The following is an 18,792-nucleotide window of genomic DNA, read 5'->3' as shown; positions in this document are numbered from 1 at the left end:
TAGAAAATGAAGAAAGAACATTCTTCGCGCTGGAGAAAGCTGGACAACGCGGCACAGGCATTTCCGGCGGCCACCGGAAAAAAGGATACGAGAGTCTTCCGGTTTTACTGCCAGCTGAAAGAGGACATCCAGGCGGATCTGCTGCAGAAAGCGCTGGAGCAGACAATGGAGCATTACCCGGTGTTTTCCATGGTACTGCGGAAAGGTCTTTTCTGGTTTTATCTGGAGCAGCGCGATCTGCCAGCAAAAGTAGAAGAGGAAAAGCGTCCGCCGTGCAGTGAGATTTACGTACCCGACCACAAAACGCTTCTTTTCCAGGTTTCTTACTATAAAACCCGAATCAATTTCGAAGTATTCCATGCCCTGACAGACGGTACCGGTGCGATGCTGTTTTTGAAAGAACTGGTAAGCAATTACCTGATCCTGCGCCATCCAGAGGAAACATTTTCCAAGGTCAGAGAAGATATGCTGACGGAAACGGATTTCGAGGAGGACAGCTTTTCCCAGTATTACACCGGAAAGAAAAATGAAAAAGAAAAAAGCCGCCCGGCATACCAGATCAAAGGCGAGTATCTGGAGCAGGAGGAGATGGAAATTACTGAGATTCTGCTTTCCGCGGAAGCAGTTCATAAGTGCGCAAAAGCACATGGCGTGTCGGTGACGGCGTACCTTGCGGCGGCGCTGGTATATGCGGTATATGAAGAAATCCCGAAAAGCAGGCTGAAAAAGCCGGTTTCTCTGATGGTTCCAGCCAACTTGCGTAACTTTTTCCCATCCGCATCGATGACGAATTTCTGGAGCTGGATCGAGATTGCCTGTGATCTTGGGCCGGAGGCATCGTTTGAGGATGCCCTGCAGATCACGGGAGCCGCGATGCAGAAAGAGGCGCTGAAGCAGGAGATTTCCACACGTATGAACGATCTGGTGCGGATTGAGCGGAATCCGGTGCTGCGCGCCGTGCCGCTGGAAATCAAAAATCTGGCGCTGATGGCGGGCACGACGCTCGGCGGACGAAGCATTACGACCGTCTATTCCAATATCGGCCGGATTCAGATGCCGCCGGAGTATGAAACATATATTGAGCGGTTCGGATTTTTCACCAGCACCGACAAAGTACAGATGTGTTCCTGTTCCTACGGTGACAGCATGGTGCTTGGAATCACATCTAAAATCGCTGATTCCAATATTGAACGGAACCTGATGCATCTGCTGCAGAAAGAGGGCATCGCCTGTGAACAGGAGGAAAATGATTTTCCGGGACAGAAAGAACAGCCGCACGGGACGGCCAAACTGGGATTGAAAATTTTTTCTTTCACCTGCATCGCGGCTGTCGTACTCTGCTGGATGATGAATTTCCTTGCAACGCCGCAGATGTGGTGGGCAGGTTATGCGACAGCGGGTGTGTTCTGCGCCTGGCTTCTGATCCGGGTGGGATATCAGAAACGGAAAAATCCACTCAAAAACAGTATGTGGCAATTGATCTTTATTATGATCGGTGCGATTCTGTGGGATTATGCGACGGGCTGGATCGGCTGGTCTGTCGATTTCGCAATTCCGCTCGCCGTTCTTATGAATGGCGCGACGATGCAGATTCTGGCAAGAGCGTACAAAATGGAGGTCAGTGAATATCTTTTTTATCTGATGCAGTCCGGAGCAGCAGGAATCGTTCCGGCGATTTTGTGGCTGACGGGAACTGTCCGCATTACCTGGCCGTCCGTGATCTGCGTGGGCCTTAGTGTGCTGTATCTGATCGGGCTGTTTTTTTTCCGCGGAAAAGATTTTATGCGGGAAATGCAGAAAAAATTCCGGGTATGAAGGGAAAAGGTGATAGAAAAAATAAGAAGAGCAGGTAAGAAAAGTGGATGTTGGTCCCTTTTCTTACCTGCTCTTTTGAAACTTGTGTGTGTCTGCGGCGGAAAAGCCTGGAGAGATATCTACTGCGCCTTCTCCTCACAGCCGCAGGAATCCCACGACGGCATTTCATCCCCATTTTTAATCGCATCGCGAACCGCGCTGTAATACCGCACTTTCTGCTGAATATGCTCGAGATCAGATTCCATGCGCTCGATTTTCTCGCGTGTATTCTGCTCATGTTCCTTGAGAATGGCAACCATCTGGTCAATATTTCCCGGGATATCGTTCTCAAGCCGGAAAAACTCCTGAATCCCCGCAATCGGAAGCCCGGTGCGTTTGAAGCAGAGAATTGCGGTCATGCAGTCAATGTGCTGCTGGGTGTAAATTCGTTTCTTACTTTCGGTATGAATGACATCCGTCAAAAGTCCGATCTCCTCATAATAACGAAGCGTAGAGGCCGGAAGTCCAAAACGCTCGGACATTTCACGAATGGTGTAGGTCTGCTGTTCCATGGAAAAACCTCCTTGAAATAATGAAAAATCAACTGCTTCAAGTATACTTTAGGAAGACAAGTTTGTAAAGTGTAAAACATGATTTCTGAAAAACACAGACCATAAAAAAGAGAAAATCAGAGCAACTTGTGACTGGACGGAACAGCAATTGGTTGTTAAAATGGTGTTAATGAGGTTTTATTTTGCAGAAAATGTTTAAAAACGAATGTGCAGATGGGGGATGGAGAAAAAATGGGGAAGCCAAAAAAGAGAAAAGAATATTCCCTGAAGAAAATTGTTTTAATGGTATTTGCATGCAGCAGTCTGCTCTGTCTTCTGCTGATTATTTTTGTCACGCGGATTTCCATGAAAGCCATGCGGGAATCTAAAATGGAAACATCGCTGAAAGCAACACTGGAGGAAGTGAATCAGGGCTTTGAGTCAGAGTACAATGTGCTGCTGCGTCTGTCACAGACGATGGCATCGAATGGACTGGTCGGGGAAAAATATGATGCTTATCGAACGGCAGAAGAGCAGTATGATAAAATTCTGGAGTATCAGGACTTTTATCAGACCCTGAATGTCGCAACCTGGGAGATGGAAGATGTTATGCTGGGCGCTTATCTGATTCAGGGGGAGAGCCGGGAAATGACACCGGAGATTCTATTTTCCACGTACAGCACAAAGAAGGAGACATTCCAGCCGGAAACACTGTCGAAGCTGGTTGATACGGGAGAAGTTACATATCATTCCATTCATCAAAGCTACAACAGTGTGAGAAATGATAATGTTGTTTCAATGGGACGCAGAACATCATTTTCAGATGGCACAGATGCCTGGATTTATTTAGAAGCAAAATCAGATGAAGCACTGATGCTGCAGAAACGTTCCGAATTAGAAAAAATACCATATGTGCTGCTGCAGCTGAATCCGGAAAAGAAAGTAGAGTATTCCAGCGAGAAAGCATTTGCAAAAGGAGATATCCTTGAACTGGATGAGGATGGCAGAATAGAGCAGAACGGATATGAGGGAGTTGCCAAAAAGAATATCTATGGATTTTATACGGTTTTGCTGCTTCCAACTTATGAATACCAGAGCGAAATTTATCAATGGACCCTGCTGACAGGAAGCGTGATTTTTATTTCACTGGCCATTCTTGCCGTAGTCGCAATTTCACAGATCTGGCTGGTATCGCATCCGATCAAAGTACTGGAAAAAGAAATGCGCCATTTTGGAAAAGGAGATTTTTCTGAGGCAGAGACACCGGTTCAGCTTGCGGAATACAATCAGCTTTTTGCAACGTTCAATCAGATGAAAGCGCAGATTCAGGAGCTGATTGAGAGTGAGCAGCGGAAGGAAAAAGAAAAAGCGGATCTGGAGCTGGAAAAGCTGATGTATCAGATCAATCCGCATTTTCTGATGAATGCGCTGAATTCTATTCATTGGATGGCGCTGACAAATCATCAGAAAGAGATCGATGATTACGTGAAGCATCTCGGCTTTATTTTGAGTTATTCCCTCGGGAAGGCGGAGCAGAACACGACACTGCGTACCGAATTGAAATACCTGCAGTATTATCTGGAACTGCAGCAGATGACGCATGATTTTTCCAGTGAATTTGATATTGCGGAGGGAGAGTACCTGAATACGCGGTGTGCCCGCTTTCTGCTGCAGCCGATTGCAGAAAATGCGGTCTGCCATAATATGGACGAATTTGGAACCCTGTGGGTAGAAGCGTCGGAACAGGATGGGATAATTACCATTCGAATCCGGGACGATGGAAAGGGCTTTGAAATATCGGAGAAGATGGAGCAGAATGCAAAAGACGAACGAAAGGGGATCGGTCTGCGTTATGTGCAGATGACACTGAAATCATTCTATGGAGAAGAAGCAGAGATCAAAATAGAGAGTGAACTGGGAAAAGGAACGGAGGTTACCCTGCATTTTCCGGTGCTTCCGGCATAAAAAAAGAACTACGAGAAGGAAAAGAGAAAAAGATAAAATGGGGTGGAACAAATGTATCAGGTATTGGTGATTGACGATGATAAGCTGGCAAGAAAGGGACTGATTTCACTGATTCCGTGGGAAAAATACGGAATGGAGGTCGCCGGAGATGTGGCGAACGGAGCGTTAGCACTGCAGTTTATTGAAACACATCCGGTGGATCTGGCTGTGGTGGATCTGACGATGCCGGTGCTCTCCGGGTTGGAGTTTATCTGCGAGTGCAGGGCGCGGGAAATTTCCATGGACTATATTGTGCTTTCCGCACATGAGGATTTTACGTATGTGCAGAAAGCATTGCGGCTCGGGGTAATTGATTATATTTCGAAGCTTCAGCTTGAACCGGAAGAATGCGGTGAGGTGTTCCTGCGTGCGGCGGAGCATATTCGAAAACGGAAAGAAAAAGAGCAGCAGATGCAGGCGGGGGGAAGAATAAATCGGAAAAAGACAGAGACTGTGGCAGATCAGGAAGAGAAGGAACAATGGAGAAAACTCTGGGAGGAGACGGCTTCGCTGACCTGGATTTATAATATAGAGGAAACACAGAAACTCTGTAATCTCAGGAAGGCAATTCCGACCAGTCAGAAACAGGAATACCGGTACACAATGCAGACGCTGCAGGAAATTCAGAATGCCTTTGGCATTTTCATGGAGGAGCAGGAATATGAAAATCTGCAGGAGCCGGAAAAACTGACAGAAAAAATACGACAGGATCTGTGGCAGCGGGTACAGAACGGAGAAGGACAGGCTGTTACGGAGATATTGATTTTAAAAGCGGTACTTTTTATCGAAGATCATCTGGTGGATTTTGAAGTGAAAGCGGAGCAGATTGCAGATGCTGTTGGAATGTCGAGAAGTTATTTTTCCGTCTGTTTCAAGAAATGCACAGGCTATTCGGTCAACAGTTATATCCGAAAAGAACGGATTGCACTGGCCTGCCGTCTGCTGCGGGAAAATCCGCAGATTTCAGCAGAACAGATGGCGGATGCTGTCGGGTATCATGATGAAAAATATTTTGTAAAACTGTTTCAGCAGAGTATGGGTATTGGCTTTGCCGAATATAAAAAACAGTTAAAACGGCAGGAGTTTTAGCAGAATGCCGGAGTGTGGGAACGAAAAAGCAGACATTTGTTTGAAGGACAGAGAACAAATGTCTGCTTTTTGGATGAAATGGATCCTGGTTTTGTATAAATGTTCGTAAAAAATAGAACACAAGGCTGTTTTAATTCGTCAAAATGTATCATAAAATAGACTTACAAGAAAACGAAAGAAACAAAATGACGAACGAGGAAAGGGGAAAACACATGAAAAGGAAAAAACTTGTTGCAATCTTACTCACAGCAGCGATGACCGCAGGCATGCTGGTCGGATGTGGAAGCAGCGGCGGCAGCACAGGAGGCACATCGGACAGTAAAGCATCATCTGAGAGCACAGCATCTTCCGGAACGGCTGATAATTCTTCTGAGGAAGATGGAGAGGATCTGGCGTTCAAAAAATTCCCGGAAGTTGTCGAGGTACACGTAGGACAGGGTGTCAGCGCAACCGATACTCTGCCGGACGGACTAAGCGTGGATAATAACCAGTACACCGACTATCTTCTGGAAAACTTCAACATCAAAGTCGTTGTAGACTGGACCGCAGCATCTGGAAATGATTACACACAGAAAGTAGCGCTCTGTATCGCAAGCAATACCCTTCCGGATGCGATGACGGTATCGAGAGAGTATATGCTGAAAGCCGCAAAAGCAGGTCAGTTATACGATCTGACCGATCTGTTCCAGAAAGTACAGTCTGATCAGGTAAAAGAAGTTATGGATTCGACCGATGGACAGGCTATCGCAGAAGCGAGCGTGGACGGCAGACAGTATGCAATCCCGGCAGTTGAGGTAGAAACAGGAAGCGTTCAGGTATTAAACGTTCGTCAGGACTGGCTCGATGAGTATGGTCTCGATGCACCGAAAACTCTGGACGATGTAGAAAATATTGCCAAAGTATTTGCGGAGAAAAAACCGGCAGGCGAAGATACCATTCCGCTGGCTGGTCCGGATAAAAATACAAAATGCTATACCAGTTTCCTGGATACCGGCACAACAACAGGCGGATTTGACGCAGTATTTACCGCAAACGGCGCATATCCGGGACTGTTCCTGAAAGATGATGACGGAAACGTAACATATGGAACCGACTCCGATGCAACCAGAAGTACACTGGAGCGTCTGGCGGACTGGTACGCAAAAGGCTATATTGATCCTGAGATGGGAACAAGAGATTCCACAATCGAGCAGATCAATGCCGGAAAAGTTGGTATGTTCTTCGGCGCATGGTGGGTTTCCGGTTATGGAATCGGTGATGCATACCGTAACGAGCCGGATGCAAACTGGCAGACCTATCCGATCTACACCGATGACGGTGAATGGAATGTAAGACTTGGATCTGCAACAACAGGTTACTGTGTCATCAACAAAAATGTTTCCGAAGATGTTGCCAAAGCAGTTATCATCATGGCCAACGTTCTGTTGAGAGATGAGAGCAAATTTGATGTTTCCGAGCAGCCGCTCAGCTTCTGGCCAGTCAGAACACTGATGGCTCCGGCTGATGAGTGTGAATACACTTATCATGAACTGATCAAAGTATTAAACGGCGAAACCCAGCCGGAAGATTATGCAGGTGTATCTAGTGCATACAAACTGCTGGCAAACGATGTTTCGGTTATTAAGGATACCGTTCCTGGATACGAAAAAGACAAACAGCTCTCTATCGAAGATTTCAGCACTGAAAACTTCGGTAACTTCCAGAGAATGTATTCTCTGCTGGTCGGCGACCGTCCGTACGCTACGACAGAAGTAAACAACAAAGTCAGAAGCTGCATCTTCAGCCAGACAGCTACCATGGAGAAAAAATGGGCAAACCTGCAGTCCATGGAAAATGAGATGGTTATGAAAGTCATCACCGGAAAATCGGATATCAGCGCATACGATGAGTTCGTGAAGAACTGGAAGTCTGAAGGCGGCGATACAATTCTAGAAGAAGTAGAAGAATACTAAAACAGGAAAAAGGCAGACCGTTTCAATGTGATTTTCAGATACTGAAAGATCACCTGCTTTGCGAAAAGGGGAGAGCAGTCAGCTTTCCCCTTTTTCACAGAATACGTTCTGTCCATCGGAAACAAAAGGAAAATACGGAAATGACAGGAGGGAGGATCTGTATGAAAGTAGCTTCTGCGTCAAAGAAAAAGGGAGTTCTGAAAAAAACAAGAAATTCCAGAACCATCTGGAACTATCATATTATGATTCTGATAGGAATGGTCTGGCTGTTCTTCTTTAATATTGTTCCAATGTTCGGAATTGTCATTGCATTTGAGGATTACAGTCCGATGTCCGGACTGTGGCATTCAGACTTTGTAGGAATGGAAAATTTTACATATTTATTTTCCATGAGTGACTGTAAACGAGTCATTTTTAATACGCTGGTTATCGCAGTTGCCAAATTGATTCTAAATATTATTGTGCCACTGGCATTTGCACTTTTATTAAATGAAATCCGTCAGGTGAAATTTAAAAAAGCAGTACAGACAATTGTTTATCTGCCGCACTTTCTTTCCTGGGTTATTCTGGCAAGTGTTCTGCTGGAAATGTTCGGCTATAAAGGTGTTATCAATTCCATCCTTGGTGTATTTGGAATCCGGGGAAAGATATGGTTCTCAGAGGAGAGCTGCTTTCGCCAGTTAGTCATCGGTTCGGATGTATGGAAAGAGTTTGGATTTAATGCCGTTATTTATTTAGCAGCTCTCACCGGGATCAGCCCGGAACTCTATGAGGCAGCGGCAATTGACGGCTGCAGTCGTTGGAAAGCGGTATGGAATATCACTATTCCAGGTATTGCAAGTACGATCGTTGTATTAAGTATTCTCGGACTTGGAAATGTACTAAACGCAGGCTTCGATCAGATATTCAACCTGTACAGTCCGTTGGTTTACTCCACAGGAGATATCCTTGATACATGGGTTTACCGCATGGGTCTTTTAAATGTACAGTTCTCGCTGGCAACAGCAGCAGGCCTGTTTAAGTCGGTCATCAGCTTTACCCTGATTGTCATTTCCTACATCATTGCATATAAAGCCGCAGACTATAAGATTTTCTAAGGAGGGACAAAATCATGATTCAAAGCAAAAGTCTTGGAAGTAAAATATTTAATGTGTTTAACATCATTTTAATGAGTCTGCTCTCCTTAAGCTGTCTGTATCCCCTGTGGTATACACTCTGTCTTTCTGTTTCCGACAAGGCCGCGGCAAATTCGGGCAAGGTAAGTTTTTATCCGGTTGGATTCTCCCTGGCTTCCTATCAGCAGATCATGGGAGACACGCAATTTTTTCGTTCCTTCCTGATTTCTGCAGAGCGGACGATTTTTGGAACAGTCTTTACCATTGTAGTGCTTGCTATCTTTGCCTATCCGTTGTCTAAATCAGCAAATGAGTATCATCCGAAAAATGTGATTATGTGGATCGTTATTTTTTGCATGCTGTTCAACGGTGGAACGATTCCATGGTATATTACGATGGTAAATTACGGTATGATCGACAGTATGATCGGTCTGATTCTCTGTGGAGGCCTTCCGGTTTTTAATCTGATTTTGTTGATTAACTTTTATCGAAGCCTGCCAAAAGAACTGATGGAAGCAGCAGAAATTGACGGTGCCGGTGTCTGGACAGTTTTGTTCCGTATTGTTGTTCCGTGTGCAATTCCGATTTTTGCGACGCTAATTCTCTTTACCAGTGTCGGTTACTGGAATGAATATTTTCAGGGGCTGGTACTTTCAAGTGGCGAGCAGCATTATCCGTTACAGACTTATATTAAGCAGATGGTCGTTAATATCCAGACGACAAATCTTTCGATGGATCAGATCGAAAAAATGGACAAGCTGTCCAATCAGTCTTTGGATGCGGCAAAGGTATTCATCGCGATGATCCCAATGCTGGTGGTATATCCGTTCCTGCAGAAATACTTTATCAACGGTATTATGCTGGGAGCTGTAAAAGAATAAGAAAAAAGAGTGACAAGGCTCTGATGGAGTGAAAATCCATCGGAGTCTTTTTTCATGGCAGGGGATAAAAAGTGCATTGCTTATCTGTATCAGAATGGAATATAATAGAAGACAGAAAAAACGAAAAAATGTGAGGAATCATCGTGAAACAGGAAATTATAGCAGACCTGTCCAGGATCACCGAGGAGGAACAGGCAATTCTGGACGGCAAGACGGAAGTGGAAAAGGAGCGGTATTCGAGCGGACAGAAGTTTGTAATGGATGCGGGAAAGCTGCTGAAGCGGGGAAAATTGATTGATATTCGGCCGCACACGCGGTTTATTCGTTTTCCGGCGCACAGCCACAATTATGTCGAGATGATCTACATGTGCCAGGGAAGCACCGTGCACACCATCAACGGGGACCGGATCGAGCTGAAAACGGGTGAGCTGCTGATTCTGAATCAGAATGCAGTGCAGGAAATTGAACCGGCAGGGCGTGACGATATCGCGGTCAACTTTCTGATTCTGCCGGAGTTTTTTGACCAGACGCTGCGAATGATCGGGGCAGAGGAGAATCAGTTAAAGGATTTTATCGTCGGCTGTCTGAAAAGCGGGGAGGTACCGCTCTGTTATCTGCATTACAGAATCGCGGATGTCCTTCCGGTGCAGAATCTGATCGAAAATCTCGTCTGGACGCTCTTACATCACCAGAGCAATAAGCGGAGCATCAATCAGATTACGATGGGCCTTTTATTCCTGCAGCTCATGAACTACACCGAACGCGTGCAGGTGGGAGAGCAGTATTTTGAACAGGAGATGCTGCTCGGCGTATACCGCTATATCGAGGAACATTACCGGGAGGGCAGTCTTTCGGAACTGGCGGAAGAACTGCACTACGATTTTTACACCTTAAGCCGCATGATCCGCCGCCTGACCGGGAAAAACTACACTGAACTTGTCCAGAACAAACGCCTCACCCAGGCCGCGTATCTGCTGGAAACGACAGGACTTTCCGTGGCAGACATCGGCGAGCGGGTCGGGTACGAGAACATGAGTTATTTTCATCGGATTTTTAAAGAGCGCTATGGAATATCGCCGAAGAAGTACCGGGTGGAGAAGAAAATAGAATAGAAATAGAAAAATCCACAGGGGGATAAGGGCTCTGTGGATTTTTTTGCTGTTATCCTATTTTAGCGGAAAACAAATCCTCATAAAGATAATTCTGCTTTTATAATAGATTTGTCCAGCATAGTAAGATGTTGGGCATTCGAAAAAGAAAAAGCAGAGAAAGAGTGGAAAAATAGACAACTTTAGAATATAATTGACTAAGAAAAAATGGAAAAACAGGAAAAACTCGATAAAATTATATTTTACGTCGTAATTGTCATAGGAATTTTAATGATTTTGCTGCAAAATGGAGGTAAGAAAAAACAGAAACGGAGTGAATAAAATGAGTTTATATATCGGGACAAATTATCATCCGCATGATTGGCCGAAGGAGCGGTGGGAAAAGGATTTTCAATTGATGAAAGAGGCTGGATTTGATACAGTACGGCTGGGACATCTGTGCTGGGACAGCTATGAGCCGGAGGATGGCGTTTATACCTCGAATGGTTTGATCAGGTTATGGAGTTATGCGTAAAATACAAATTGAATGTAATACTGGATGTGTCGATGCATCCGGCACCGATCTGGGTTCATAAACTTTGCCCGGGATGCAATGTAGGAGGAAAAAATGGAGCTCCACAGGCACCGCTGCGCCGATATATGGACGATGTTTCTGATCCAGAGTATCAGAAGTATGCACTGCGGTTTGCTGAAAAAATCGTTTCCCGTTATAAAAATCATCCGGCGCTGTTTGCGTTTGGACTGTGCAATGAGCTGGGAGCAGGCTATCCATCCTATTCTGAAGCGTCGAAGAAGAGATTTCAGAAATGGCTGGAAAAGAAATATAAAACAATAAAAGCACTAAATCATGCCTGGGCAACCCAGCGCTGGAGCCGAAAGCTTTCATCTTTCGAAGACGTTGCAATGCAGGTAAATGAATACGAAATCGGGGCACCGGAGGCATGGCTGGATATGCGGCGCTTCTTTTCCGATGGTATCGCAGATTTTATTACAGAACTGGCAGAAACGGTAGAACAAAATGCGCCGGGAAAGGCTCATACATCGAACCACTTTGCAGAATATGAGACGCTTGGATTTGATTATTTGAAGACAGCATCTGGATTTGTTGACTATCCTGGCATCGGTTTTTATCCTGGCTATGGAAACAGGGAGAGTATGGGATTCTGGAAAACGGGTTCCTGGTACATGAAACGGATTGCTGAAACTGGAAAACCAATGTGGTGCATTGAATTTGTGACAGGTGGTTTCGGGATTCATCATGCGGCAATGGGTATGAACAGAATGTATGCGTTCTGGTGTCTGCTGCATCGGATGCAGATGATGCTGGGATGGACCTGGCGAAGCATGCTGAATGGCGAAGAACAATATCTGACCGGTATGCTGAATCATGATGGAAGACCGAATGAAAATTATCGGGAATACCAGTGGATTGCATCGGATTTTCGGAAGCTGGAAAAATACGGATTTCCATATCTGCCGCAGCCAGAGATTGCTGTTTCTTACAGTTATGACAGTGAGCTTATGGCTGCGTATGCAAAAATGCAGTATCGAATGCCATACAGCAACAACCTTGCCATCGCGCATCGGATTCTGGAAGAGAGAAACCTTGATTATAATGTTGTAGATTTGCATCAAATGACAGAACAATATCAGATCCTGATTATTCCGGGTGAAATTGTAATGGATCACGAGCAGGAAAACACGGTGCGGGAATTTATAAAAAATGGCGGTACGGCAATTATGACAGGGTATTCTGCATGGGTAAAAGAAACCGGTCAGGTATTTGACACGTCGAGACCAGGAAACCTGACTGATGTATTTGGAATAGAAATTGTTGGATATCAGAGAACCGCAGGTATGGAAGTTTCTGAAAAAGAAGAGCAGAAGCTTCGCAGAAATCCGGCAAACGGAAGAGAACTTCTGAAAGTGAGAGAAAAATGGATTGATGTGGATTATTATGAGCAGATCGAAGCAACAGATGCAGAAGTCCTGCAGCGTGAGGAGACACATCAGATTCCAGCTATAACCAGAAATCGGTATGGAAAAGGAGCGGCGTATTATTTGTTTTGTGAAACAGAGCCGGAACTTTTAGGCGAGGTTCTTGATGAATGCTGCAGGGAAAAAAGTATGCAGTCCGTGGTTACACCGCAGGGAGTAATTGGAAGAAAAATAGCGGAAAACCAGTATTTTTATGTGAATCTGACGGGAAAGGAGCAGAAAATAGAGCTTCCAGAGAATGGATATGGGGTGCTGCAGGAGAAAAAGATGGAAGATACCTGCACGCTGCAGGCGTTTGATGGTGAACTGGTGATTTGTTAAAGAAGATTGCATGAGGAAAAGAAAATGAAAAAAACAGAGGACAAGTCAGTTATTTACAAGTCACTCTGGATCATGGGGACAGTTATGATTTTAGCTGTCCTCATTATTGAGCTTGTAAGTATTTTTCTGATTCAGAGAGACAGAAGAAAGACGGAGAGGCTATTTTCTAATACGATAGAGAGCTACGGCCAGTTCTGGGAGGATAAATTTGCATCAACTTCAAAAGCGCTTCTGCTGATGAGCGGAACGGATTCAACACCATATTATCAGCAGCTGTGTATTTCGAAAGATCCGCTAACGGTGGAAACTGCTAAAGTACAGCAGCAGAAAATCATGATCGAAATGGGAGAACGGTATGGAAGGGAAATGATGCTGTTTGTCTATGTGCCGGAACGAAATATTTATTTTGTAAGCACAGAGGAAGGGACAACTTATGCCTATCAGAGAGCGTTTAAAGAGAAAATCATTTCTTATATCGCGAACCAATATCAGGAACCAGAGAAAAACTGGATTTTTATGGAATTTGATGGACATCAGTACCTGGCGCGTATTTATTCGGCTGAAAATGGATACATTGGAGCTGCATTTTCTTTGGAAAGAATTGTATCTGGTTTTGTCGGAGAACGAAAAGATCTTTGCGTAGAAGTGCGGGATAATGAGACAGGAGAAGTAAAAATACACCAGGGGACAAGAAAAAGCGGAATTAGTACAACTTGTGTTTATCCACTGAAATATACAAATGCACAGATTTATGTCAGTATGGATGAAGGAATGCTGGACCCGGGAGGAACGTTCGGAACGCTTCTGCTAATGGGAGTCATGATGCTTGCAATTGCCAGCATTCTGATGGCAATTGGTCTGCAGGGAAAAACAGTCTTTGCGCCATTAGAACAGCTTCGAAGAGCCATGGAGCAGTACAGTACCGGGGATTTGGACGTACGTCTGCCGGAGCGGGAAAATGTATCTCAGATCGGACAGCTCTATCAGACCTTTAATCATATGGCAGATCAGATTCAGATTTTAAGAATTGATGTTTATGAAAAAGAGCTGGAGCGGCAGAGGGCGCGAAGCCGTTTCCTGCAGGTGCAGATTCAGCCGCATTTTTATACCAATATTTTAAATCTGATTCATGGAATGGCACAGATTCAGGATTTTGAAGAAATTCAGAAACTCTGCCGGGTATCAGCTGCATATTTCCGTTATCTGATGGGGCAGAAAGGAACCTTTGTACCATTGAAAGAAGAACTTCGATGTCTGATAAGCTATGTTGAAATTCAGCACTGCCGTTATAAAGATATGCTGGAAATTCAGGTAAACGTAGAACCGGAAATGGAGGATGAAATGATTCTTCCACTGGTGATTCAGACTTTTGTTGGAAACAGTGTAAAACATAATATTATGCTGGTTCCGCATCTGGAAATCGAGCTGACAGTAAAAAGAGAAGGCGAGCATGATCTGCTGATTCTGATCGAAGATAATGGTTTAGGATTTAAGAAAGAAATTCTTGATAAAATTAATCGGAATGAGTCAATTGAAGAAGAAGGAGAACATATCGGAATACAGAATGTGAAGGAACGTATCCGTGAATTTTATGGGGAGGCGTATGAATTAAAAATTACAAGTCAGCCGGGATATAGTGAAATTCGCATTTTACTGCCGAGAATAGAAAAACAGTAGAAAGAAGGGAGCAAAAATGAATCTGCTGCTGGTAGATGATGAAATTGCCATGCTGCATATTATGGAGAAGGCAATTGACTGGAAAAAGAAGGGAATTCAAAAGGTTTTTACGGCCTACAATACGGATCTTGCACGGGACATTATCAGTAGTTCCAAAATTGATCTTGTGATCTGCGATATTGAAATGCCAAAAGAGAATGGTCTGAGTCTGATTCAATGGATTCAGGATATGTATCCTGAAATTATCAATATTATTCTGACTGGGTACCCGGATTTTAATTATGCGAGAAGTGCAATTTCCCTTGGGGTTTACCGGTATTTACTGAAACCGATTGCATTTGATGAACTGGAAGAAACAATTGCTTCAGCAGTGGAAAAGCTGGAGGAGTATAAAACAAAAAACAAACCGGAAGCAGATCCGGAGATGGCAGATGCGGTCAATACGATTAAAAAGTATCTGGAAAGCCATTACAGTGAAGTGATTACACGAAAGAAGATTGAAGAATTGGTGCATCTGAACCAGGATCATATCAACCGGGAGTTTAAGAAACAGACAGGATATACACTGATGGAGTATGTACAGCATTATCGAATTTTGATGGCAAAGAAAATGCTGCGGGAGACGACGCTGTCGATTTCTGAAATCAGTATTCGGACAGGCTATGATTCGCCGGCCTATTTTTCTAAAATATTTAAAAAACAGACCGAACGTACACCATTGGAATATCGTGCGGCAAAAGCAAAAGGATAAGTCGTTTTTGTTATAAAACGGGTCGGGATTGAAATTGAGAGAGAAGTGGAAGTGCGGTAAGATAAAACCATCAAAAAACACGGGAGGTAACACAAATGAGAAAGAAAATGGCAGCAGCAGTTTTGATGGCGGCAATGACCGCATCACTTCTTGCAGGATGTGGGGACAGCAAGAGTTCGGACAGCACAAAGGCAGATTCTGCGCAGACAACAGCATCGAACCAAAGTGAAGCAGGAGATAGTACATCCGATCTGAAGGATGGAAAAACAGAAGAACTTCTGATGGTATGGCCAGGATCTAATGCATCACCGGCAGATATGCAGGCCGTAGAGGATGCAATGAATGAGATCATCGGAGAAAAGGTAGATGCAAAAGTAAAACTTCAGATTATTGAATGGGGTGCTTATAACGACCAGACGAACCTGATGCTTTCGAGCGGTGAAAAACTGGATATGGTATTTCTGATGTCCAATATTCGTGAAGATGGACAGAGAGGACAGCTCTATCCAATCAATGATCTGATAGAGACGTATGCACCGGATGCATACAGTGCAATGGAACGTTATATTGAAGCATGCTATTTCGACGGTAATCTGTATGGACTGCCGACGTATCGTGACCTTGCATCCCAGGCAGGATTTATGTGCCGGGCAGACATTCTGGAAGAGCTTGGATATAAAGCGGAAGATATCAAAAACTTTGATGATATCGAGGAAGTACTGAAAAAATGCCAGGAAGTACATCCGGAACTTTATCCGATGATTCCGTCGGATCTGAACAATGGATGTTTCCTGAACTATGTAAAAGGAGAGTTTGATGTTGTAACTTCAGGTGTCGGCGTTGATATCGATGATGATGCATCCGATGGAATCACCGTTATTAATACGTATGACACAGAAAAGTACAAAGAGATGGCTGAAAAAGCATATGACTGGAACCAGAAAGGCTATTTTATGCCAGATTCTACAACGAATACAACAACCCGTCAGGATCTGTTCCGTGCCAATACAGCGTTCAGCTATTATGGAAACCAGCATCCGGGAACTGCAACACAGGAAACAATGAACTCCGGTAAAGAAATCGTTTCGATTCCGATTGGAAGAAGCACTATCAGTACCTCCTCTGTTAACTTCTGCCAGTGGGCAATTCCGGCACAGTGCGAGAACCCGAAAAAAGCTCTTGCAGTCCTGAATCTGCTGTACTCAGACTCCGACTTCCAGAATCTGTTCCGATATGGAATTGAAGGCAAAGATTATGTTGTATCGGATGGAATTGCATCTTATCCAGATGGAGTAACTTCTGATTCGGTAGGCTGGGGCAACGAGCTGTGGCTCTGTGGTAATGGTTCTGTTGGCTATGCATGGGAAACTGATCCGGAAAATGTATACGAGAAATTTACGGAATACAATGATACTGCACAGGAATCTCCGCTGTATGGATTCATTTATGACACGACAAATGTAAAAAATGAAATTACAGCAATTACAAACGTAACAGATAAATATAAAGCAATCATCGAAAACGGCGATGCAGATCCAAGTACGACACTGCCGCAGTTCAATGAAGAACTGAAATCAGCAGGTATCGACAATATTATCGAAGATATGCAGAAACAGGTAGACGAATGGCTTGCAAATAAATAAACAAGGCAGACAGGGTCGGACGATGAGAATCGGCCGGCCCTGGCTTTTGAGACAGAAAAAGAGGGATTTCTATGGGAAAAAAGAAAACATGGAAAAATATAAAAAGAGCATTTCCATTATATATAATGGTAGCGCCGGGATTTTTATATCTTTTAATTAATAACTATGTGCCGATGACCGGTATCATCATTGCTTTTAAACATTTGAATTTTGCAAAAGGAATTTTGCACAGTGACTGGGCGGGGCTTTCCAACTTTGAATATCTGTTTAAAACACCGGATGCAGCACTGATTACAAGAAACACATTATTATACAATTTTGCATTTATTGTCGTTAATACGACGGTATCTATTCTGATTGCAATTTTACTGAGTGAATTAAGAAGCAAGACAAAAGTGAAAATTTTTCAGTCTGCTGTTCTGATTCCATCTTTGATTTCGATTATCATTGTCAGCTATCTGGTATATGCGTTCTTAAGCGGACGTACTGGCTTTGTTAATGGACTGCTGACTTCTCTTGGAAAAGAAAATATCTCATTTTACACCGAGTCAAAATACTGGCCATTCATCCTGATTTTTGTAAACTGCTGGAAGGGAGCCGGATATTCATCCATTATTTATCTGGCAGCGATTCTTGGAATTGACCAGGAAATGTATGAGGCAGCTGAGATTGACGGAGCAACAAGATGGCATAAAATCAAATGTATTACCCTTCCGCTGCTGAAATCTACAGTAGTCACAATGACACTGCTGTCCATCGGAAGAATTTTCTATTCTGATTTTGGTCTGTTTTATCAGGTACCAATGAACTCGGGAGCGCTGATCAATGCAACCAACACGATTGATACTTACGTATATCGAGGACTGATAGAGCTGGGTGACATCAGTATGTCATCGGCAGCCTGTGTATATCAGTCGCTGATGGGATTTGCACTTGTCATGATTGCAAACTGGCTTACAAAACGTTACAGCAGTGAGAATGCACTGTTCTGACAGAAAAGAGGACAAAATTATGGTAGGAAAACAGGAACGGCGTTATCAGAGAATGATCACGGTAGTTCTGGCACTGATTTCACTGATTATGGTGATTCCGCTGGTGCTTCTGGTGGTTGCATCGTTTACAAGCAACAATGAGATTGTGCTGCATGGATATTCTTTCTTCCCAAAAGAACTGAGTCTGGAAGCATACAGGTACATTTGGAACGAGAGGGCACAGGTTTTCCATGCATATGGAATCACCATTCTGGTAACCGCGATTGGAACAACGATTGGCGTGATGATGACACTTTTGTATGCGTATGTACTGGCACATGAGAAATTTCCTGGAAAAACATTTCTTGCATTTTATCTGTTTTTCACGATGCTGTTTAATGGTGGACTGGTACCGACCTATATTATGTATACCCGCTACCTGCACATGAAAAATACGATTCCGGCATTAATTATACCGGGTCTGCTGATGAGTGCTTTTAATGTGATTCTGACAAGAACGTATATTCAGTCAAATGTACCGGCGGCATTAAGTGAGGCTGCCAAAATTGATGGTGCAACAGAGTTTCAGGTATTCCGCAAAGTAGTTCTTCCTATGTGTAAACCGATCATTGCAACGGTCGGATTATTTGCCGGACTTGGTTATTGGAATGACTGGACGAATGGATTATACTATATTACAGATACTAACAAATTCAGCATTCAGCAGCTTTTGAATAATATGATTAAAAACATCGAATTTCTTTCCAAAAATGCGAACAGTAATATCAACCTGGCCAGCGTAGGAGGGGGAATCCCGCAGGAGACCGTGCGTATGGCAATCGCCATCGTCGGACTGCTTCCGATTCTGATCGTATTCCCATTCGTACAGAAATATTTTGTAAAAGGAATTTCTATTGGAGCTGTAAAAGGCTGAGA

14 protein-coding genes and 1 pseudogene are annotated in these 18,792 nt (G+C 43.9%); 14 read left to right on the top strand and 1 reads right to left on the bottom strand.

All coding sequences use genetic code 11. The features are described 5' to 3' along the window. Positions 1 to 6: 6 nt before the first annotated feature. On the top strand, positions 7 to 1,815 hold the full coding sequence (locus DWZ60_RS02910) for a DUF6320 domain-containing protein (protein ID WP_117509492.1): 1,809 nt from the start codon (positions 7 to 9) through the stop codon (positions 1,813 to 1,815). Positions 1,816 to 1,934: 119 nt separating this feature from the next. Here DWZ60_RS02910 and DWZ60_RS02905 read toward each other — a convergent pair whose 3' ends face one another. Then, positions 1,935 to 2,366: a MerR family transcriptional regulator gene (locus DWZ60_RS02905; protein ID WP_055227315.1), complete on the bottom strand. Its 432-nt coding sequence runs from the start codon at positions 2,364 to 2,366 to the stop codon at positions 1,935 to 1,937. A 231-nt stretch (positions 2,367 to 2,597) separates the two neighbouring features. Here DWZ60_RS02905 and DWZ60_RS02900 point away from each other — a divergent pair, with 231 nt between their 5' ends. From DWZ60_RS02900 to DWZ60_RS02840, 13 genes and pseudogenes are all read left to right on the top strand, one after another. Beyond that, positions 2,598 to 4,310 (top strand): sensor histidine kinase, encoded by a 1,713-nt coding sequence (locus DWZ60_RS02900; RefSeq protein WP_158576288.1) that lies wholly within the window; start codon positions 2,598 to 2,600, stop codon positions 4,308 to 4,310. A 51-nt stretch (positions 4,311 to 4,361) separates the two neighbouring features. Next, positions 4,362 to 5,438, top strand: a complete 1,077-nt coding sequence (locus DWZ60_RS02895) for a response regulator transcription factor (RefSeq protein ID WP_119188528.1) — start codon at positions 4,362 to 4,364, stop codon at positions 5,436 to 5,438. A gap of 212 nt (positions 5,439 to 5,650) precedes the next feature. Next, the gene (locus DWZ60_RS02890) at positions 5,651 to 7,390 is read left to right on the top strand and encodes an extracellular solute-binding protein (protein ID WP_119221217.1); all 1,740 of its coding nucleotides are present in this window, start codon (positions 5,651 to 5,653) and stop codon (positions 7,388 to 7,390) included. A gap of 161 nt (positions 7,391 to 7,551) precedes the next feature. Beyond that, complete coding sequence (locus tag DWZ60_RS02885; protein ID WP_119221216.1) at positions 7,552 to 8,487, top strand: ABC transporter permease; 936 nt, start codon at positions 7,552 to 7,554, stop codon at positions 8,485 to 8,487. Between the two features lie 14 nt (positions 8,488 to 8,501). Further along, entirely contained in the window at positions 8,502 to 9,386 is an 885-nt protein-coding gene (locus DWZ60_RS02880; protein WP_118697455.1) for a carbohydrate ABC transporter permease, read from the top strand. 143 nt (positions 9,387 to 9,529) lie between these two features. Beyond that, positions 9,530 to 10,498, top strand: coding sequence for an AraC family transcriptional regulator (locus DWZ60_RS02875; protein WP_119188527.1), 969 nt, complete (start codon positions 9,530 to 9,532; stop codon positions 10,496 to 10,498). A gap of 283 nt (positions 10,499 to 10,781) precedes the next feature. Then, a pseudogene (locus DWZ60_RS21060) lies at positions 10,782 to 11,884 on the top strand (beta-galactosidase); the annotation flags it as partial. After that, positions 11,873 to 12,814: a beta-galactosidase trimerization domain-containing protein gene (locus DWZ60_RS21055; RefSeq protein ID WP_442857788.1), complete on the top strand. Its 942-nt coding sequence runs from the start codon at positions 11,873 to 11,875 to the stop codon at positions 12,812 to 12,814. The pseudogene DWZ60_RS21060 and the gene DWZ60_RS21055, both read left to right, overlap by 12 nt. 24 nt (positions 12,815 to 12,838) lie before the next feature. Next, positions 12,839 to 14,491 (top strand): sensor histidine kinase, encoded by a 1,653-nt coding sequence (locus DWZ60_RS02860; RefSeq protein ID WP_117509490.1) that lies wholly within the window; start codon positions 12,839 to 12,841, stop codon positions 14,489 to 14,491. Between the two features lie 16 nt (positions 14,492 to 14,507). Beyond that, on the top strand, positions 14,508 to 15,242 hold the full coding sequence (locus DWZ60_RS02855) for a response regulator transcription factor (RefSeq protein ID WP_117509489.1): 735 nt from the start codon (positions 14,508 to 14,510) through the stop codon (positions 15,240 to 15,242). Between the two features lie 95 nt (positions 15,243 to 15,337). Next, entirely contained in the window at positions 15,338 to 16,885 is a 1,548-nt protein-coding gene (locus DWZ60_RS02850; RefSeq protein ID WP_022462071.1) for an ABC transporter substrate-binding protein, read from the top strand. Between the two features lie 71 nt (positions 16,886 to 16,956). Further along, on the top strand, positions 16,957 to 17,877 hold the full coding sequence (locus tag DWZ60_RS02845) for an ABC transporter permease (RefSeq protein ID WP_022462072.1): 921 nt from the start codon (positions 16,957 to 16,959) through the stop codon (positions 17,875 to 17,877). A gap of 19 nt (positions 17,878 to 17,896) precedes the next feature. Next, positions 17,897 to 18,790, top strand: a complete 894-nt coding sequence (locus DWZ60_RS02840; protein ID WP_022462073.1) for a carbohydrate ABC transporter permease — start codon at positions 17,897 to 17,899, stop codon at positions 18,788 to 18,790. The last annotated feature ends 2 nt before the right edge of the window (positions 18,791 to 18,792 follow it).

This window comes from Blautia sp. AF34-10 (genome assembly GCF_003477865.1).
Lineage (GTDB): Bacteria > Bacillota > Clostridia > Lachnospirales > Lachnospiraceae > Fusicatenibacter > Fusicatenibacter saccharivorans.
This window is presented reverse-complemented; position numbering and strand designations above follow the sequence as displayed.